General features: G+C 68.5%; 18 protein-coding genes. 9 read left to right on the top strand and 9 right to left on the bottom strand.

Annotated elements, in window-relative coordinates; all coding sequences use genetic code 11:
- Positions 1 to 89: 89 nt before the first annotated feature.
- The 3 genes from AC3WXD_RS09345 to AC3WXD_RS09335 all read left to right on the top strand — a co-directional run bounded on the left by AC3WXD_RS09345 (position 90) and on the right by AC3WXD_RS09335 (position 2,558).
- Entirely contained in the window at positions 90 to 1,694 is a 1,605-nt protein-coding gene (locus tag AC3WXD_RS09345; RefSeq protein WP_492323562.1) for a glycerol-3-phosphate dehydrogenase/oxidase, read from the top strand.
- A gap of 26 nt (positions 1,695 to 1,720) precedes the next feature.
- Complete coding sequence (locus AC3WXD_RS09340) at positions 1,721 to 2,095, top strand: MliC family protein (protein WP_492323561.1); 375 nt, start codon at positions 1,721 to 1,723, stop codon at positions 2,093 to 2,095.
- 76 nt (positions 2,096 to 2,171) lie between these two features.
- Positions 2,172 to 2,558, top strand: coding sequence for a hypothetical protein (locus AC3WXD_RS09335; RefSeq protein ID WP_020202326.1), 387 nt, complete (start codon positions 2,172 to 2,174; stop codon positions 2,556 to 2,558).
- 539 nt (positions 2,559 to 3,097) lie between these two features.
- Here the strand turns inward: AC3WXD_RS09335 and AC3WXD_RS09330 are convergent.
- Positions 3,098 to 3,505, bottom strand: coding sequence for a DoxX family protein (locus AC3WXD_RS09330; RefSeq protein ID WP_492323560.1), 408 nt, complete (start codon positions 3,503 to 3,505; stop codon positions 3,098 to 3,100).
- Positions 3,506 to 3,641: 136 nt separating this feature from the next.
- Between AC3WXD_RS09330 and AC3WXD_RS09325 the strand changes: the two genes are divergently transcribed.
- A complete protein-coding gene (locus AC3WXD_RS09325) occupies positions 3,642 to 4,529 on the top strand; it encodes a LysR family transcriptional regulator (protein WP_492323559.1) in 888 nt (295 codons plus the stop codon).
- A 107-nt stretch (positions 4,530 to 4,636) separates the two neighbouring features.
- Here AC3WXD_RS09325 and AC3WXD_RS09320 read toward each other — a convergent pair whose 3' ends face one another.
- Positions 4,637 to 5,458 carry an SDR family NAD(P)-dependent oxidoreductase gene (locus tag AC3WXD_RS09320; RefSeq protein WP_059413310.1) on the bottom strand — a complete coding sequence of 274 codons (822 nt, stop codon included), beginning with the start codon at positions 5,456 to 5,458 and terminating at the stop codon, positions 4,637 to 4,639.
- A 135-nt stretch (positions 5,459 to 5,593) separates the two neighbouring features.
- Between AC3WXD_RS09320 and AC3WXD_RS09315 the strand changes: the two genes are divergently transcribed.
- Positions 5,594 to 6,184: a TetR/AcrR family transcriptional regulator gene (locus tag AC3WXD_RS09315; RefSeq protein WP_492323558.1), complete on the top strand. Its 591-nt coding sequence runs from the start codon at positions 5,594 to 5,596 to the stop codon at positions 6,182 to 6,184.
- On the top strand, positions 6,181 to 6,678 hold the full coding sequence (locus AC3WXD_RS09310) for a hypothetical protein (RefSeq protein ID WP_454731796.1): 498 nt from the start codon (positions 6,181 to 6,183) through the stop codon (positions 6,676 to 6,678). The genes AC3WXD_RS09315 and AC3WXD_RS09310 overlap by 4 nt, the downstream gene beginning before the upstream one ends.
- A 284-nt stretch (positions 6,679 to 6,962) precedes the next feature.
- On the opposite strand, the gene AC3WXD_RS09305 is transcribed toward AC3WXD_RS09310, so the two are convergent.
- The 7 genes from AC3WXD_RS09305 to pdxR form a co-directional block, all read right to left on the bottom strand.
- Positions 6,963 to 7,253 (bottom strand): hypothetical protein, encoded by a 291-nt coding sequence (locus AC3WXD_RS09305; protein ID WP_059413307.1) that lies wholly within the window; start codon positions 7,251 to 7,253, stop codon positions 6,963 to 6,965.
- Positions 7,254 to 7,346: 93 nt separating this feature from the next.
- On the bottom strand, positions 7,347 to 7,574 hold the full coding sequence (locus AC3WXD_RS09300) for a hypothetical protein (RefSeq protein WP_029043449.1): 228 nt from the start codon (positions 7,572 to 7,574) through the stop codon (positions 7,347 to 7,349).
- Between the two features lie 48 nt (positions 7,575 to 7,622).
- On the bottom strand, positions 7,623 to 7,838 hold the full coding sequence (locus AC3WXD_RS09295) for a hypothetical protein (protein WP_020202317.1): 216 nt from the start codon (positions 7,836 to 7,838) through the stop codon (positions 7,623 to 7,625).
- A gap of 82 nt (positions 7,839 to 7,920) precedes the next feature.
- The gene (locus tag AC3WXD_RS09290) at positions 7,921 to 8,124 is read right to left on the bottom strand and encodes a hypothetical protein (RefSeq protein ID WP_020202316.1); all 204 of its coding nucleotides are present in this window, start codon (positions 8,122 to 8,124) and stop codon (positions 7,921 to 7,923) included.
- Positions 8,125 to 8,195: 71 nt separating this feature from the next.
- Positions 8,196 to 8,570, bottom strand: a complete 375-nt coding sequence (locus tag AC3WXD_RS09285; RefSeq protein WP_020202315.1) for a DUF5594 family protein — start codon at positions 8,568 to 8,570, stop codon at positions 8,196 to 8,198.
- 350 nt (positions 8,571 to 8,920) lie between these two features.
- Entirely contained in the window at positions 8,921 to 9,553 is a 633-nt protein-coding gene (locus AC3WXD_RS09280) for an NAD(P)H-binding protein (RefSeq protein ID WP_492323557.1), read from the bottom strand.
- 282 nt (positions 9,554 to 9,835) lie between these two features.
- Positions 9,836 to 11,386, bottom strand: coding sequence for a MocR-like pyridoxine biosynthesis transcription factor PdxR (gene pdxR / locus AC3WXD_RS09275; RefSeq protein WP_029043448.1), 1,551 nt, complete (start codon positions 11,384 to 11,386; stop codon positions 9,836 to 9,838).
- A gap of 171 nt (positions 11,387 to 11,557) precedes the next feature.
- On the opposite strand from pdxR, the gene AC3WXD_RS09270 reads away from it, so the two are divergent.
- From AC3WXD_RS09270 to AC3WXD_RS09260, 3 genes are all read left to right on the top strand, one after another.
- On the top strand, positions 11,558 to 12,319 hold the full coding sequence (locus AC3WXD_RS09270) for an SDR family NAD(P)-dependent oxidoreductase (RefSeq protein WP_492323556.1): 762 nt from the start codon (positions 11,558 to 11,560) through the stop codon (positions 12,317 to 12,319).
- A 1-nt stretch (position 12,320) separates the two neighbouring features.
- Positions 12,321 to 13,043, top strand: coding sequence for a sulfite exporter TauE/SafE family protein (locus tag AC3WXD_RS09265; RefSeq protein WP_059413304.1), 723 nt, complete (start codon positions 12,321 to 12,323; stop codon positions 13,041 to 13,043).
- 127 nt (positions 13,044 to 13,170) lie between these two features.
- Positions 13,171 to 14,769, top strand: a complete 1,599-nt coding sequence (locus tag AC3WXD_RS09260) for an ABC transporter substrate-binding protein (protein ID WP_370552851.1) — start codon at positions 13,171 to 13,173, stop codon at positions 14,767 to 14,769.

Here is a 14,769-nt window from a genome sequence, read left to right as displayed (position 1 = left end):
GGACACCCCAGAGCCACATCGCCACATCGCCACACCGGGCCGAACCGCCCCAGGCAACCGCCCCAGGCAACCGCATCAGACAAGGAATCATGCAGACACTGTCCTCCCCCGCCCTGCCGCCCGACCGCGCCGCGCTGCTCGCCACGCTCGAGCGCGAACCCAGGTGGGACGTGATCGTCATCGGCGGCGGCGCCACTGGCCTGGGCACCGCGGTGGATGCCGCCTCGCGCGGCTACCGCACGCTGCTGGTGGAAGCCGCCGACTTCGCCAAGGGCACCTCGAGCAAGGCCACCAAGCTGGTCCACGGCGGCGTGCGCTACCTGGCGCAGGGCAACATCAGCCTGGTGCGCGAGGCGCTGCACGAGCGCGGGCTGCTGGCGCGCAACGCGCCGCACCTGGTGTGGCCGCTGGGCTTCGTGGTGCCGGCCTACCAGTTGTTCGACCAGCCCTTCTACGGCATCGGCCTCAAGGTCTACGACCTGCTGGCCGGCGGCCTCAACCTGTCCGGCAGCCGCTGGCTCAACCACCGCGAGACGCTGGCCGCCGCGCCCACGCTGGCCGAGCACGTGGGCGGGCGCCCGCTGCGTGGCGGCAACCTGTACTTCGACGGCCAGTTCGACGATGCCCGCCTGGCCATCGCGCTGATGCGCACGCTGTTCGACGTGGGCGGCACCGCCGTCAACTACATGCGCGTGACCGGCCTGTCGCAGAAGAACGGCGTGATCGCCGGCGTCACCGTGCAGGACGTGCTCGGCGGCGCCAGCTTCGCGCTCGAGGCCGGCTGCGTGATCAATGCCACCGGCGTGTGGGTGGACGCCATCCGCCAGATGGAGGACGGCCAGGCGCGCGGCATGGTGGCGCCGAGCCAGGGCGTGCACCTGACGCTGCCGCGCAGCTTCCTGCAGGGCGAGCGCGCCATCCTGATCCCCAAGACCGACGACGGCCGCGTGCTGTTCGTGGTGCCGTGGAACGGCCACACCATCGTCGGCACCACCGACACGCCGCGCAAGGACCTGCCGCTGGAGCCGCGCGCGGGCGCCGACGACGTCGACTTCATCCTGGAAACCGCGGCGCGCTACCTGTCGCGCACGCCCACGCGCGCCGACGTGACCAGCGTGTGGGCCGGCCTGCGCCCGCTGGTCAAGGCCACCGGCGAGGCCTCCACCGCCTCGCTCTCGCGCGAGCACACCATCCTGGTGTCCCGGGGCGGCCTGATCACCGTCACCGGCGGCAAGTGGACCACCTACCGGCGCATGGCGCAGGACGTGATCGGCACCGCCATCGAGCGCAAGATGCTGCCGGCCGCGCCGTGCGTGACCGCCGACCTGCCGCTGCACGGCGCGCGGGGCCTGCCCGCCGACCTGCCCGCGGCCGGCACCGGCTCGCCCGACCGCTACTACGGCAACGAGCTCGCCATGCTGCGCGCGCTGCCCGGCACGGACGAGATCCTCGTGCCCGGCTCCGGCCTGAGCGCCGCCCACGTGCGCTTCGCCGCGCGCTTCGAGCTGGCGCGGCGCGTGGAAGACGTGCTGGCGCGGCGCAACCGCGCGCTGTTCCTCGAAGCCGGCGCCGCCAGCGCCGCCGCGCCGCGCGTGGCGCAGATCCTGGCCGAGGAGCACGGCCACGACGCCGCCTGGCAGGCCGCGGAGGTGGAGAGCTTCCGTTCGCTGGCCAGCGGTTATATGCTGTCGTGATGCCCGCACGCCAGCCAGGAGCCGCCATGCCGCCGCGCTATCCAAAGCATTGCCTTGCCGCCGCCCTGGCCTGCACGCTCGGCCTGGCGGCGCTTCCGGCGCAGGCCCGGCCCGGCATCGACGGCGTGCGCTTCGATGCCCCGCGCACGGTGCGCTACCGCTGCGACGAGGGCAGGCAGCTCACTGCCCGCTATTTCAACGGCACGGACAACCAGATCGCCATCCTGCGCCTCGACGGCAAGCCGCCGCTGCTGTTCGTCAGCGTGCTGACCGGCTCCGGCGCGCGCTACGCGCACGGCATCCACCAATGGATCACCAAGGGCGACGAAGGCCGGCTCCAGGACCTGACCCGGGGCGACGACGCGCCGCCCGCCTACGCCAACTGCAAGGCGGTGAAATAAGCCTCCCGCCGCACGACATTGGTCGCCGGGGCTCCCGCTGAGCGATAATGCGGCTTATCGAATCAGGGAGAACACCATGGACGAGATTGACGATCTGTCCGATCTGCCGATGCCCCGCTTCATCTGGGGTTTCGCCATCTTCACGCCCAAGGGCGGCGAGGTGATGCATGACGAGTTTGAATATCTGACCCATACCCGCAGCCCGCGCTTCACCTGCCGGGTGGTGGAACTGGAAGACATGCCGGCCGACAGCGAGGAAAACGGCATCGACGGGCGCATCGTGCATTACGACGAGCCCGGCCGCCTGTTCTACATCACCGACGCCGGCCTGGCGCTGGTGAACTTCGAGCTGTTCGACAGCCTGCCGGACAAGAACAAGCTCAAGAAGGTCTGCGACGAAGCCATCACGAACTGGCTGCTGCGCCGCGATTTCCTCGAATCCGAGGAAGACGAAGAGGACTGAAGGACCGGGCCTCGCCGCCGGCGAGCGCCTGCCTCGACCGGCAATGACGGCTTTCCGGCCGCCGTTGCCGGCGCCACGCCCGCCGCCATCCCCCTCCGGCCGCCTTCCGCCGCCCCGGATTTCCCCGCCTCCCGGCAAGTCAGCCCCCTCCTACATGGCAAGGGGAAACCGCCGGACACCGCCCGCGAGACCCGCCCCCTACAGTGGAGTCGTGGAAACAGCGAAAAAGGAAGGAAATCATGCCCTACGTTCTCGCCTGGCTGCTCGGTGTCCCGGCCTTCGTGCTGCTGCTGATCTGGCTGTTCGTGCACTGATCGCGCGCCGGCGCGCGCGGCCTGCCGCGACATGAAGCGGCCAGACCCTGAAAACGAAAGCGCAGTCCGCGGGCTGCGCTTTTTGCCAGTGGGCTTGCCGTTTTGGCGATCGAGCCTCGGTGGTGGTCGTCCCTTTCCCGAATCTCCGATCCTCCGCAACGGACACCCCCGGCAGGCGCGGGAGCAACGCCGCCGCATCGACCGTTGTGCCTTCGGCCTGCGCGTTCAGCACGCCCGGCGCGACGGACGCAGAGCGCAGCGGCCATCGCCCAGCAAGATGAAGGCGACCAGGGCGGTCGCCCAGAACGCGGGATATTCCCAGCCGCCGCCCTTGTTGTTGAACTCCCAGCCGAGCTTGCCATGCACCACGGCAATGGTGCCCAGCAGTTCGAACACCAGTGGTACGGCCACCCAGCGCGCATAGACGCCGAAGATCAGCGCCAGGCCGCCCAGCAGCTCCAGCGCGATCGCCAGATAGGCCATCAGCGGCGGCAATCCCAGCGAGCCGAAATAGCCGACGAAACCGGGCACCGTGAAGACGAATAGCTTCACGCTGACGTGGGCCAGGAAAGACGCGCCGAGCAGGAGGCGGAGCAATAGCGTCCCGTATGGGGCTGTTTTGTTGTCCAACATGATGAATGGCACCTTGATGAAGAAGATGCCGTCATAGTGAACCGTCCCAATATGTTCGAAAATAGCTATATTTGAACATCGACCACACAAAAATGAACAGCCACCCGGCAAGTCCTGCCCAGCGCGGCGACTCCCCATGAAAGACCTCGACTGGAATGATCTGCGCCACCTGCTGGCCATGGCGCGCGGCGGATCGGCGGCGGGCGCGGCGCGCGCGCTGGGGGTATCGCACGCCACCGTGCTACGGCGCCTGCACGTGCTCGAACAGGAGGTCGGCACGGCGCTCTTCGACCGCCTGCAAACCGGCTACGTCCCCACGGACGCGGGCCAGCGTTTCATCGACATCGGCGAGGCATTCGAACGCGCCCTCACCGGGGCCCGGCGCGAGGTGGAAGGACAGGCCGCGGGCCTGACCGGCCCGGTACGCTTCACCACAACGGATTCCCTCGCCGACGGCATCCTGCCGGACATCCTGCGTGCCTTCCACGAACGGTTCCCGGCAATCACGGTGGAAATGCGCATCACGAATGCCCGGCTGGATCTGGACCGGCGCGAGGCCGACGTGGCCTTGCGCCCCACGCACGAGCCGCCGCCCGCCTGGGTCGGCAAGCCTTTGGCGCGCATGGACTGGGGCTTGTATGCCGCGCCGGCCTCTATCCGGGCACGTGGCCATGAACCCGCCGGCCAGGCGTGGCTGCTGCCCGACGGCCATCTCGCGCAAGGGCCGATCGGCACATGGCTGCGCGAGCGTATCGGCAATGCCGCCGTCGCCGCCACTGCCGATTCATTCGTGGCGCTGCGCCGGCTTGCCGAAAACGGAACCGGAGCGACCGCACTGCCCTGCTTCATGGCGCACGGCACGGGCCTGGAATTGCTGGAATTTCCGCCCCGGCGGCTTTCGCCCAGTCTGTGGCTGCTGACGCACCCGCATCTGCGGCACTCGGGCCGGACCCGAGCATTCATGGATCACGTGGCGCAGCAGATCCGGGGCTGGCGCGAGCGCCTGGAGCCAAATAATGGGTAGGAGCATGCCAACGGGCACCCGCGCGCGCTGCGCTTTCGTCGATGGGATGCCGACGGGCTCGCCCGCGCCAGCGTCTCCGCCGGCGCGTTATCCTGGCGAAGCGTATTTCAGCCCTGCGCGGCGGCGGAGACGGTCTCCCATTTCGTCCAGCCATCCAGCCGCGCCGCATAGCATTGGCGTACCAGCGGCGTCAGACCGCCCATGATGAAATGCAGCGGCGGATCCTCCGCGTCGACGACCTTGAACAGTGCTTCAACCGTCGCCGACGGATCGCCGAACATGGCCGGGGTAAGGGTTGCCGCGAGCTGCGCCCGCATGGCGTCATATTCCGGCATGGGCCTGGCCTGCTTCATCGAAGACTGGCTCATGAACTCGGTGTTGAACGGGCCGGGCTCGATCATCGTGACCTTGATGCCGAATTCCGCGACTTCCTGGGCCAGCGTTTGGCCCAGGCCCTCGACGGCGAATTTCGTCGCCTGGTAGATGCCGCCCAGCGGGAATGTGATCAGCCCGCCGACACTGGTGACGAGCAGGATGTGTCCGTGCTTTTGAGCACGAAGCAGCGGCAAGGCCGCCTGAATGACGGCCAGCGTGCCAAGGACATTGGTTTCGAAGTTCGCCCTCGCTTCATCGAGAGCGGTCTCTTCAACCGCGCCCATCAACCCATTGCCCGCATTGCTGATCACGAGGTCGATCTTTCCGAAGTGTTGATGCGCCTTGTTGACGGCGGCGACGACTTCCTGCTGACGCGTGACATCCATCGTCAAGGTCAACAAGGCGTCGCCAAACCTTTCCTTGAGGTCCGCGAGCGCGTTGGCGTCGCGCGCGGTTGCCGCCACCCGGTCTCCGCGCCGCAGCGCGCCCTCCGTCCAGATACGGCCAAAACCGCGGGAAGCTCCTGAGATGAACCAGACTTTCGACGCTGACATGGGTAACTCCTTGGTTGGGTCAGGGTTGACCGCGCCATCGAACATGATGACATTTTCGGTCCAAGTGTCAGTTTACTATCTTGACATTACTTGTCAATATGTCAGAATCCAGCCATTGATCCTGAATCCTCCTCCATGAAAAGAACCGCCCCGACAGACCCCGCGCGTACCCGGCAGGTCATTCAGGCCGCGATCGACGTGTTCCTTCGCTATGGCTACGCGCGCACGACGATGGCCGACATAGCCAAGTCGGCCGGACTCTCGCGCCCCAATCTCTACCTGTCCTTTCCCGACAAGGAGAGCGTCTTCCGGGCCGTCATCGAAACGATGGTCACAGCCAAGTTCGAGGACATCAAGACCGGACTGGGGAAACGCTCGGGTCTTGAGGCAAAGCTGCGCTTTGCGTGCGAGAACTGGGGTGCGGAGGGCTTCGAGATGGTCCTGGCCAATCCCGACGCCAAGGACATGTTCGACATCGGCTTCCCCCCGGTGCTTGAGAGCTATTTCGCCTTCGAGGAACTCCTGGCCGACATGCTGGGGACGTCCGTCGAACTCTCCGGATTGAAGGTAAAGGCGCCCGAACTGGCCCGCGTCATCGTCTTCGGCATGAAAGGATTCAAGGATGTCGCCAAGGACGGCAAGGAAATGCGCAGGATGATTGCCGCACTCATCGAAACGGTCACGGCCGCGTTGAAGTCAAGCGATGCCCAGGGAGGAAAGAGATGATCGACGTTGTCGATGGCTACTACAGCTCCGAGCGCATGGGCGCGGCGATCTGCTTCGGTTTGTCACTGGTTGCGGTGGGATCCGGCGCATACCTGGCGAGAACATCGGTCGGCATGCTCTACGGCATGGGATGGTCGCTTCTGATCGCGGGAGGACTCGTTCTGCTGGCAAGCGGAGCGTACTTTGCGGGCCTGGGCAGCAATCACGCCAGGTTCTCCGCCCTGCTGGGCACCGATCCTTCACAGTTTCTTGTGCAGGAAAGCGCCCACCTGACGGGCGCCATCGAGAGTCTGCGCAGGGTAATCTACGGTGAAATGCTCATCGCACTCACTGGCATCATCCTCGCATTGGCCGGGCATATCCGTGAGACGCCCATCCTGACCGGCGTCGGCCTTGGCATGGCGCTCGTCCTTGTCCTGCTTACGGGATACGACTCGTTGAACCGCAGCCGCGCGAGCGGCTATCACCAGGAGATCCAGGCGGTTTCGCGGTAACGCCCGGAAGCCGGGCAATCCGGTTGCGGCGGCAATGTCCCTCGCGGCCCGCGTCGGCTCGCGCAGCGTCGCCGGCAAGTCGCGCGCAAGGACGACGCTGCCCGCGCTGCCCGGCCAGGGATTGCTGCCGTCAGGCCGATGGCCCCGCACCCGGAGTTGTGCCGCATCGACCAATGAAAAACGCCCGCTGGATTCCAGCGGGCGTTTTTCATTGCGGGCGGGCCGGTGGCCAGCGCGTTCGATCCATCACACGTGCCGGCCGCGTGGCCGCGCGGCGCAGCAGTTCAGGCCTCGGCCGAAGCGCTCGGCGCGGGCAGGCCGCGCTCCAGCGCTTCCTTCAGCAGTCCGCTCATGCCGTCCGGATGCGCCACCGCCAGCGCCTGCAGGCGCTTGACCAGTTCGCCGTCGAGCTTGCAGGCGAACGGCACCAGGCCGAGTTCCTGGTCGAGGCGGCGCTGCTCGCGGCGGTCGACCTTCGGCTGGGCGCCTTCGCGCGCGGCCCGGACGGCGGCACTGTGCTTCAGGCTGTTGGCAAGCTTCAGCCCTTTGTTCTTTTCGAGGTCGGTCTTTTTCACGGCAGGTTCGCTAGAGTCGGTCTGGGGCGGTATTGTACGCACCTCGGCGTCGGCAGGACCGGACGGCAGCCGCGGGAAACGCCACGGGCAGCGCTATGCCTCGCCGCGCACCTCGATCAGCTCCGCCGCCACGCGCTCGATCTCGGCGTACACGGGCAGCGCGGCATCGGGTCCGGTGCAGCCCACCCCGCTCGCGCCCGCGGCATCGGCGCCGGGCGGCAGGAACACGAAGGCCATGCCGGGCCGCCAGCGCGGATCGCTCTTCAGGCTCTCGTTGAGGATTGCCAGGTACTGGCTGCGTGTGAACACGTGCTTTGCCATCTTCGCCTCCGATGCGTTGTCCGGATCGTAGCATGGCCGGCAGGCCACTCAGGCGGGCTCGATGGACCAGCCCGGCCCCTTGCCGTTCTTGTCGCTCTCGTGGCGCCAGCGGCAGCCGCAGTCCGCGCAGGTGTAGGTGGCGAAGGTGATCGCGGGCTCTCCGCGCGGCTTGATGCGCTGCGTGTCCGTCAGCAGCAGTCGCGGGTGTCCGGTGCCGCCGGTCGAACCGGGCCGGATCTGCGCGCACGCATCGCAAAGCGTCATCGTTGCTCCCGCGCCCGGTGCGCGTGGCCAGGGCGGCCGGCGCGACCGGTGCGGGCACGATTGCCCGTACCGCGGACGGCCGCTATCGGTCTTCCGCCATCGCCTTGAGCTGGGCGTCGCCAGCCACGCGCGCGGCGTCCGAAGTGGTGAAAGTATCGTCGGAGACGATATTGCGCTTGACCAGACGCGCATCGAAGTCGACCAGCGTGATCACCCATACATAGCGGCCGGCCTGCGGCGCGGTCTGGACGATGGCCTGCAGATGCGGCGTGGAATCCTTGGACATGATGCTCCTCCGGAGAACGCATCCGGCAACTGTAGCACGAGCGCCCGCCGGTGGCCGCGCGCGCGGCGTGCTCAATGCTCGAAATCGAGACCGCCCAGCAGCACGGTCTCCTCGGCCTGGGAGCGCGTGCCGAGATCGATCTGCCGCGGCGCCTGCCACGCATGCAGCTTGCCGGGCAGCGCGGCCAGGTACAGCGCGAACTTCTCCTCGCCGCCGGTGGCGAACAGCGCCTCCACCTCGAGGCTGTCCCACGACAGGTAGATGTTGAGCGGATGGGCGAAGCGCCGCACCCCTTCGAACGGCTCGCCGTAGACGTGCAGCCGCGCGGGGCTCTGGCCGCCGTCGAGCTCGGCGTGGATGCGGTGCCTGAACAGGCCGGCGATCGTCTCGGCGATGCGGGGGGCGAACTCGGCATCGAAGCGTGCCGCGGCATTCTCATGACTCACGTGTTTGTCTCTTCCCGGTTTTCAGCGGGATCGTAGCACGTGGGCGCGCCCGCCCAAACTCCGGTTGACCCGCGCCACCGCCGTCCTATACTGAAGGTCTGCCGACTGAGACACGCCGTAGCAAAGCGAAGGTAGGTCGGAGAATGGCCACGCTCGCCAGCAAGGCAGCAAGGCCAAGCAGGCCGATCAGGCCTGCACGTCCGGACCGGATCCTGGTGCGTTTGCCGACCCGGTTCGGATCCCTTTTCCCGCCTGGCGCATCGACCCGCATGGCGCGTCGACATATCGGCCGGGCCAAGAAAGGAGCACCTTCGCGAAGGTGCTTTTTTCATGCCGGCCGCGCGACGCGGTCACGACAGGTCCCGCGACGTGATCATGCGCTCGCCGGGCAGCGCAGCGGCGACCGCAGCCACGAGCGCCCTGGCGATATTGGCCGCGGGATTGATGCGCAGGCCCCGCGGCAGCACCGGGCGAAGCAGTGCCGCGAGCGGGAATATCATGCGCTCGGCGAGGCGAAACTCGTCGCGCTCGCCGCCGATCATGCCCGGGCGCACGATCGTGAGCGATTCGAAGCCGATCGCCCGGATGTCTCTCTCGACCTCGCCCTTGGTCCGGCAATAGAACAGCGGTATCGACAGCGACGCGCCCGGGGAGGAAACCAGCGCGAAGGCGCTGGCCCCCTGCTGGCGGGCCAGTTTCGCGAAGGCCACCGGCAGCACGTAGTCGACATGCCGGAATGCCGCCTTCGAGCCGGCCTTGCCGATCGTCGTGCCCATCGCGCAGATCACCGCGTCCACCGGCCGCCGCGCCATTTCCGGCAACAGCGCCTGCAGATCGGACGAGACCGGATTGTCCAGCTTGGGATGGGCTGGCAAGGCACGGCGCGTCGGCGCGATGACCGTTTCGATGCTGCCGTGCTCCAGCGCCTGCCGCAGCGCGTTCCGGCCGACCAGCCCGGTCGCCCCCAGGATCAGTACCCTCATCGCGCGCCGCGCCCGGCAGCCGCGGCCCGCCCGCCTGTTGCCGTCACGCCCGGGCCGCGCTCCGGCGAAACGGCAAGACCGCCGCGGGCGAGCGGCGCCATACCTGCATTCCTGGCTGTGGCCACGGCATGTGCCTCATGAGTGGTTGGATGAAGGCGGACATGATGCCCTGCGCCGGGAAAAAGATCATTCATCGCATCCTTTCAACTCCGTTCCATCTGCATCAACTATCGGCGCCTCTGCACGAAGCAGGCCGTACGGCATCGATGCAGCGCGCCGGCGTCATGCCGCCCCGCGCAGCCCGATCTCGCGCACGCGGCCCTGCGGCGACACCAGCCGCGCGAGTTCGCGGATGCCGGGCTCGATCCGCTCGAGCGGAATCGACGAGAAGCCGAGCCGCAGGCTGTTGCATGGCGGCGCGTCGGCGAGATAGAACGGCTCGCCCGATTCGATCAGGATGCCGTGCGCCATCGCGGTGCGCCTGAGCTGGCCGGTGTCGACGTGCCCGGGCAGCATGCCCCACAGCGCGGAGCCGCCGGGCGGCGCGGCGAAGCGCATGTCGCCCAGGTGCTGCCGGACCGCGTCGCACAGCGTGGCCGCGCGCGTGGCCAGGGCCTCGCGCATGCGGTGCATCAGCCGGTCGTAGTGGCCGTGCTCGATGAACAGCGCCGCCGCGAGCTGGTTGTTGGCCGGCGGATGCCGGATCATCAGCCGCCGCAGCCGGCGCAGCTGCACGATCACGGCGGCGGGCGCGACCACGTAGCCGATGCGCAGCCCCGGCGAGAGCGTCTTGGACAGGCTGCCGACGTAGATCACGCGCTCGTCGCGGTCGATGGCCTTGATCGCCGGCAGCGGCTGCCCCGCGTACTGGGTCTCGGCATCGTAGTCGTCCTCGATCAGCACGCCGTCGCAGCGGCGCGTCCAGTCGAGCAGCGCGAGCCGGCGCTCGGTGGTCAGCGTCACGCCGGTGGGGCACTGGTGGCTCGGCGTGCAGTACAGGTAGCGGCAGTCGCGCAGCGCCGCCTCGTCGGGCACCACGCCGTCGGCGTCCACCGGCAGCCCGGCAAGGACCGCGCCGCGCCGCAGGAAGATGTTGCGCGCGTCCATGTAGCCGGGGTCTTCCACGGCCACGCGCGTGCCCGGCCGGATCAGCAGCTCGGCCAGCAGGAACAGGGCCTGCTGCGCGCCCACGGTCATCAGGATCTCGTCGCGCTTGGCGGCGATGCCGCGCCGCGGCAGCACGCGGCGGATCAACTGGTCGACCAGGGAGTTGTCGTCGTTGTCAATGGCGTCGGGCGCCCAGCCGCGGATCGCGCCGACGTCGAGCGCGTGGCGGCTGCACTCGCGCCAGTCGGCGATCGGGAACAGCGTGGGATCGAACTGGCCGTACAGGAACGGGTAGCGGTAGCGCTGCCAGTCGTGCGGCTTCTCCAGCCACTTGGCGTCGGCGGCCACGCCGTGCATGCGCGCCTGCCACTGCACTGCGCTGGTGCCGCCCGGCGCCGCGGCGGGCGCGCCGTCCCCGTCGCGGGGCAGCGCCTCCATCGCCGGCGAGGCGTAGCGATGGGTCACGTAGTAGCCGCTGCGCGGCCGGTTCTCGAGGTAGCCGTCCTCGGCCAGCCGCTCGTAGACCAGCACCACGGTATTGCGGGAAATGCCCAGCATGTCGGCCAGCTCGCGGCTGGACGGCAGCCGCGTGCCCGGCGTCACGCGGCCGTCGAGCACCGCGTTGACGAGGTGCGTGCGCAGCTGGCTCTGCAAGGTCGGCCCCTCGCGCTCGGGCGCGGGGAACAACTGGTGCCACATCAACTGGTGAACGACAGCACTGCGCATCACAACCCCGACTGGTACGATCGAAAGCCACCACTGGCATTAACCATGCCAGCCGGACGCGCGGCAACATGGCGCCACATCGTTACCGAGTGAGCCCATGCCGCCGATTTCCCCGCATCACCCCGCCTTCGCGGGCACGCCATCCCGTCCGGCACGCGCGGAGGTGCCGCGATGATCGTGCTGATCACCGGCGCCTCCGCCGGATTCGGCGAGGCCATCGCCGAGCGCCTGTGCCGCGACGGACACACCGTGGTGGCCACCGCGCGCCGCGCCGACAAGCTCGCGGCGCTGGCCGCGCGCTGCGGCCCGAAGCTGCATCCGCTCGCGCTCGACGTGCGCTACAAGGCGGAGGTCTTCGCCGCCGTGGCCTACGTCACCGAGACCGTCGGCCCCATCGACGCCCTGGTCAACAACGCCGGCCTGGCGCTGGGCGCGGGCCCGGCGCACGAGGCCAGCCTCGAGGACTGGGAGACCATGATCGACACCAACATCAAGGGGCTGCTGTACCTCACGCACGCGGTGCTGCCCGGCATGGTGGCGCGCGATCTCGGCACCATCGTCAACCTCGGCTCCATCGCCGGCACCTACCCCTACCCCGGCGGCAACGTGTACGGCGGCACCAAGGCATTCGTGCACCAGTACAGCCTGAACCTGCGCGCCGACCTGGTCGGGCGCAACGTGCGCGTGACCTCGATCGAGCCCGGCCTGAGCGGCGGCACCGAGTTCTCGCTCACGCGCTTCCACGGCGACGCGCAGCGCGCGGCCGGCGTCTACGCCGGCACCCAGGCCCTGACGGCCGAGGACATCGCCGGCGCGGTCAGCTGGGTGCTGGCGCAGCCCGCGCACGTCAACGTCAACACGATGGAGCTGATGCCGACCTGCCAGGCGTTCGCCAACTTCGCCATCGCGCGCGCGCCCGACGCGCAACGCTGACATGGACGCCTCCGCCTTTGCCGTGCTGGCGGCGGTCACCGCCGTCGCCGGCATCGCCAAGGGGCTGACGGGCTTCGGCGCGGCGCTGATCATGACGCCGCTGTTCGCGCTGGTGGTCGCGCCCGCGCAGGCCGCGATGCTGACGGTGCTGCTGCACGGCCTGACCGCCTGGCAGGGCATCCGCGCGTGCCGGCGCCGCGTGGCCTGGCGCAAGGTGGCGGTGCTTGCCGCCATCGCGCTGTGCGCGCATCAACTGGCGCTGCTCGGCCTCGGCCGCGTGGAGCCGCACCTGCTGCGCCGTGGCATCGGCACGCTGGTGCTGGTCATGGGCGTGATGGCGCTGCTCGGGCTGCGCATCCGCCACGGCGGCGGCGCCGTCGCCACCGGGCTGGCGGGCGTGGCCAGCGGCGTGTTCACCGCGCTGGGCGGGCTGGGCGGCCCGCCCGTGGTCTATTACTTCAGCGGCCAGGGCGCCATCGACGCCTCGGTACGCGCGAACCTGCTCGCCTACTTCATGCTGCTGTTCGCCGGCGCCTCGCTCGGCCTGCTCGCGCAGGGGCGGCTGGACCTGCCCACGGTGCGCGCCGGCGCGCTGCTGGTGCCGTTCTTCTGCGCCGGCGCGGTCGCCGGCGAAGCACTGTTTGCGCGCCTGCCGTCCGCGGTGTTCGCCCGCGTGGTGCAGCTTGCACTGATAACGATCGGCGCGTTTTCGGTGCTTGGCTGAGCGCGCATCCGGTGCACGCGGCGCGCGCCGGTGCTGGAGCCATCGATCCTCCGCGTTGGCTCTACGTGGGAGGCAATCGCCTCTCTTATCGTGAACCCTGCCACCTATCCAACGGAGAAAAAGCGACATGACCGGATTTGCCCCCTTCCTACCCAGGTTGCGCCACGCGCTGATGGCTTGCGCGCTATCCGCCGTGGCCGTGTGCCAGGCCGTCGCCGCGGACACGCCCAAGCCCGGCGGCACGCTGGTGATCGGCACCACGCAGTCGCCGCGCCACCTGAACGGCGCCGTGCAGTCCGGCATCGCCACCGCGGTGCCCTCGACGCAGCTGTTCGCCAGCCCGCTGCGCTTCGACGACAAATGGAATCCGCAACCGTACCTGGCCGAGTCCTGGAAGCTCGCCGAGGACGGCAAGTCGCTCACGCTCAACCTGCGCCACAACGCCGTGTTCCACGACGGCAAGCCCATCACCTCGGAGGACGTGGCGTTCTCCATCATGACGATCAAGGCCAAGCATCCGTTCCAGAGCATGCTGGCGCCCGTGGAGAAGGTCGACACGCCCGACGCCTACACTGCCGTCATCCGCATGAGCCAGCCGCACCCGGCGATCCTGCTGGCGATGTCGCCGGCGCTGTGCCCGATCCTGCCGAAGCACATCTACGGCGACGGCCGCGAGATCACCACGCACCCGGCCAACTCCGCCGGCGTGGTGGGCTCGGGCCCGTTCCGCTTCGCCGAGTTCGTGCCGGGCCAGCGCATCGTGCTCACGCGCTTCGACAAGTTCTTCCTGCCCGGCAAGCCGTACCTGGACAAGATCGTCATCACGGTCAACCCGGACGCGCAGAGCCTGGCGCTCGGCATGGAGCGCGGCGACATCCAGCTGCTGCCCTACGAGTCCGTCTCGACCGACCTCAAGCGCCTGCAGAACAACCCCAGCCTGACGCTCACGCGCAAGGGCTACGAAGGCGTGGGCGCGCTGAACTGGCTGGCCTTCAACCTCGATCGCAAGCCGCTGTCCGACGTGCGCGTGCGCCACGCCATCGCCAGCGCGATCGACCGCAACTTCATCGTCAAGGCGCTGCACAGCGGCTTCTCCCAGGTCGCCGACGGCCCCATCGTGAGCAGCAGCCCGTTCGCCACCACCGACCTGCACCGCTATCCGTACGACCTCAAGCAGGCCGAGCAATGGCTCGACGAAGCCGGCTACAAGCGCAACGCCGGCGGCGAGCGCATGACGCTGACCATCGACTACCTGCCCGGCACCGACGAGCAGCAGAAGAACGTGGCCGAGTACATCCGCACGCAGATGAAGAAGATCGGCGTCACGGTGCAGGTGCGCGCCTCGGCCGATTTCGCTTCCTGGGCCAAGCGCATCTCGGCGCATGATTTCGACATGACGATGGACAACGTCTTCAACTGGGGCGACCCGGTGATCGGCGTGGCGCGCACCTACATGTCGACCAACATCAAGCCGGTGGTCTGGACCAACACGCAGTCGTACCGCAACCCGAAGGTGGACGAGCTGCTCAACACCGCGGCCGGCACGCTCGACGCCACCAAGCGGCGCGCCTACTACGCGACGTTCCAGAAGATCGTCACCGACGATCTGCCGATCTTCTACATCAACACCACGCCGTACCACACCGTGGCCAGCAAGAAGCTGGGCAACCTGCCCACCACCATCTGGGGCCCGGCGTCGCCGCTCGACGAGGTCTACTTCAAGTAG

The sequence above is a fragment of the Cupriavidus sp. FW216-B1 genome, assembly GCF_058789195.1.
This window is presented reverse-complemented; position numbering and strand designations above follow the sequence as displayed.

Bases quoted from the DNA above. Each gene is read 5' to 3' on its own strand.
- pdxR (WP_029043448.1), bottom strand. From the start codon at position 11,386: ATGCGCAGTGCTGTCGTTCACCAGTTGATGTGGCACCAGTTGTTCCCC.
- AC3WXD_RS09280 (WP_492323557.1), bottom strand. From the start codon at position 9,553: ATGAGGGTACTGATCCTGGGGGCGACCGGGCTGGTCGGCCGGAACGCG.
- AC3WXD_RS09310 (WP_454731796.1), top strand. From the start codon at position 6,181: ATGATCGACGTTGTCGATGGCTACTACAGCTCCGAGCGCATGGGCGCG.
- AC3WXD_RS09290 (WP_020202316.1), bottom strand. From the start codon at position 8,124: ATGTCCAAGGATTCCACGCCGCATCTGCAGGCCATCGTCCAGACCGCG.
- AC3WXD_RS09320 (WP_059413310.1), bottom strand. From the start codon at position 5,458: ATGTCAGCGTCGAAAGTCTGGTTCATCTCAGGAGCTTCCCGCGGTTTT.
- AC3WXD_RS09325 (WP_492323559.1), top strand. From the start codon at position 3,642: ATGAAAGACCTCGACTGGAATGATCTGCGCCACCTGCTGGCCATGGCG.
- AC3WXD_RS09260 (WP_370552851.1), top strand. From the start codon at position 13,171: ATGACCGGATTTGCCCCCTTCCTACCCAGGTTGCGCCACGCGCTGATG.
- AC3WXD_RS09295 (WP_020202317.1), bottom strand. From the start codon at position 7,838: ATGACGCTTTGCGATGCGTGCGCGCAGATCCGGCCCGGTTCGACCGGC.
- AC3WXD_RS09335 (WP_020202326.1), top strand. From the start codon at position 2,172: ATGGACGAGATTGACGATCTGTCCGATCTGCCGATGCCCCGCTTCATC.
- AC3WXD_RS09345 (WP_492323562.1), top strand. From the start codon at position 90: ATGCAGACACTGTCCTCCCCCGCCCTGCCGCCCGACCGCGCCGCGCTG.
- AC3WXD_RS09340 (WP_492323561.1), top strand. From the start codon at position 1,721: ATGCCGCCGCGCTATCCAAAGCATTGCCTTGCCGCCGCCCTGGCCTGC.
- AC3WXD_RS09300 (WP_029043449.1), bottom strand. From the start codon at position 7,574: ATGGCAAAGCACGTGTTCACACGCAGCCAGTACCTGGCAATCCTCAAC.
- AC3WXD_RS09265 (WP_059413304.1), top strand. From the start codon at position 12,321: ATGGACGCCTCCGCCTTTGCCGTGCTGGCGGCGGTCACCGCCGTCGCC.
- AC3WXD_RS09315 (WP_492323558.1), top strand. From the start codon at position 5,594: ATGAAAAGAACCGCCCCGACAGACCCCGCGCGTACCCGGCAGGTCATT.
- AC3WXD_RS09270 (WP_492323556.1), top strand. From the start codon at position 11,558: ATGATCGTGCTGATCACCGGCGCCTCCGCCGGATTCGGCGAGGCCATC.
- AC3WXD_RS09330 (WP_492323560.1), bottom strand. From the start codon at position 3,505: ATGTTGGACAACAAAACAGCCCCATACGGGACGCTATTGCTCCGCCTC.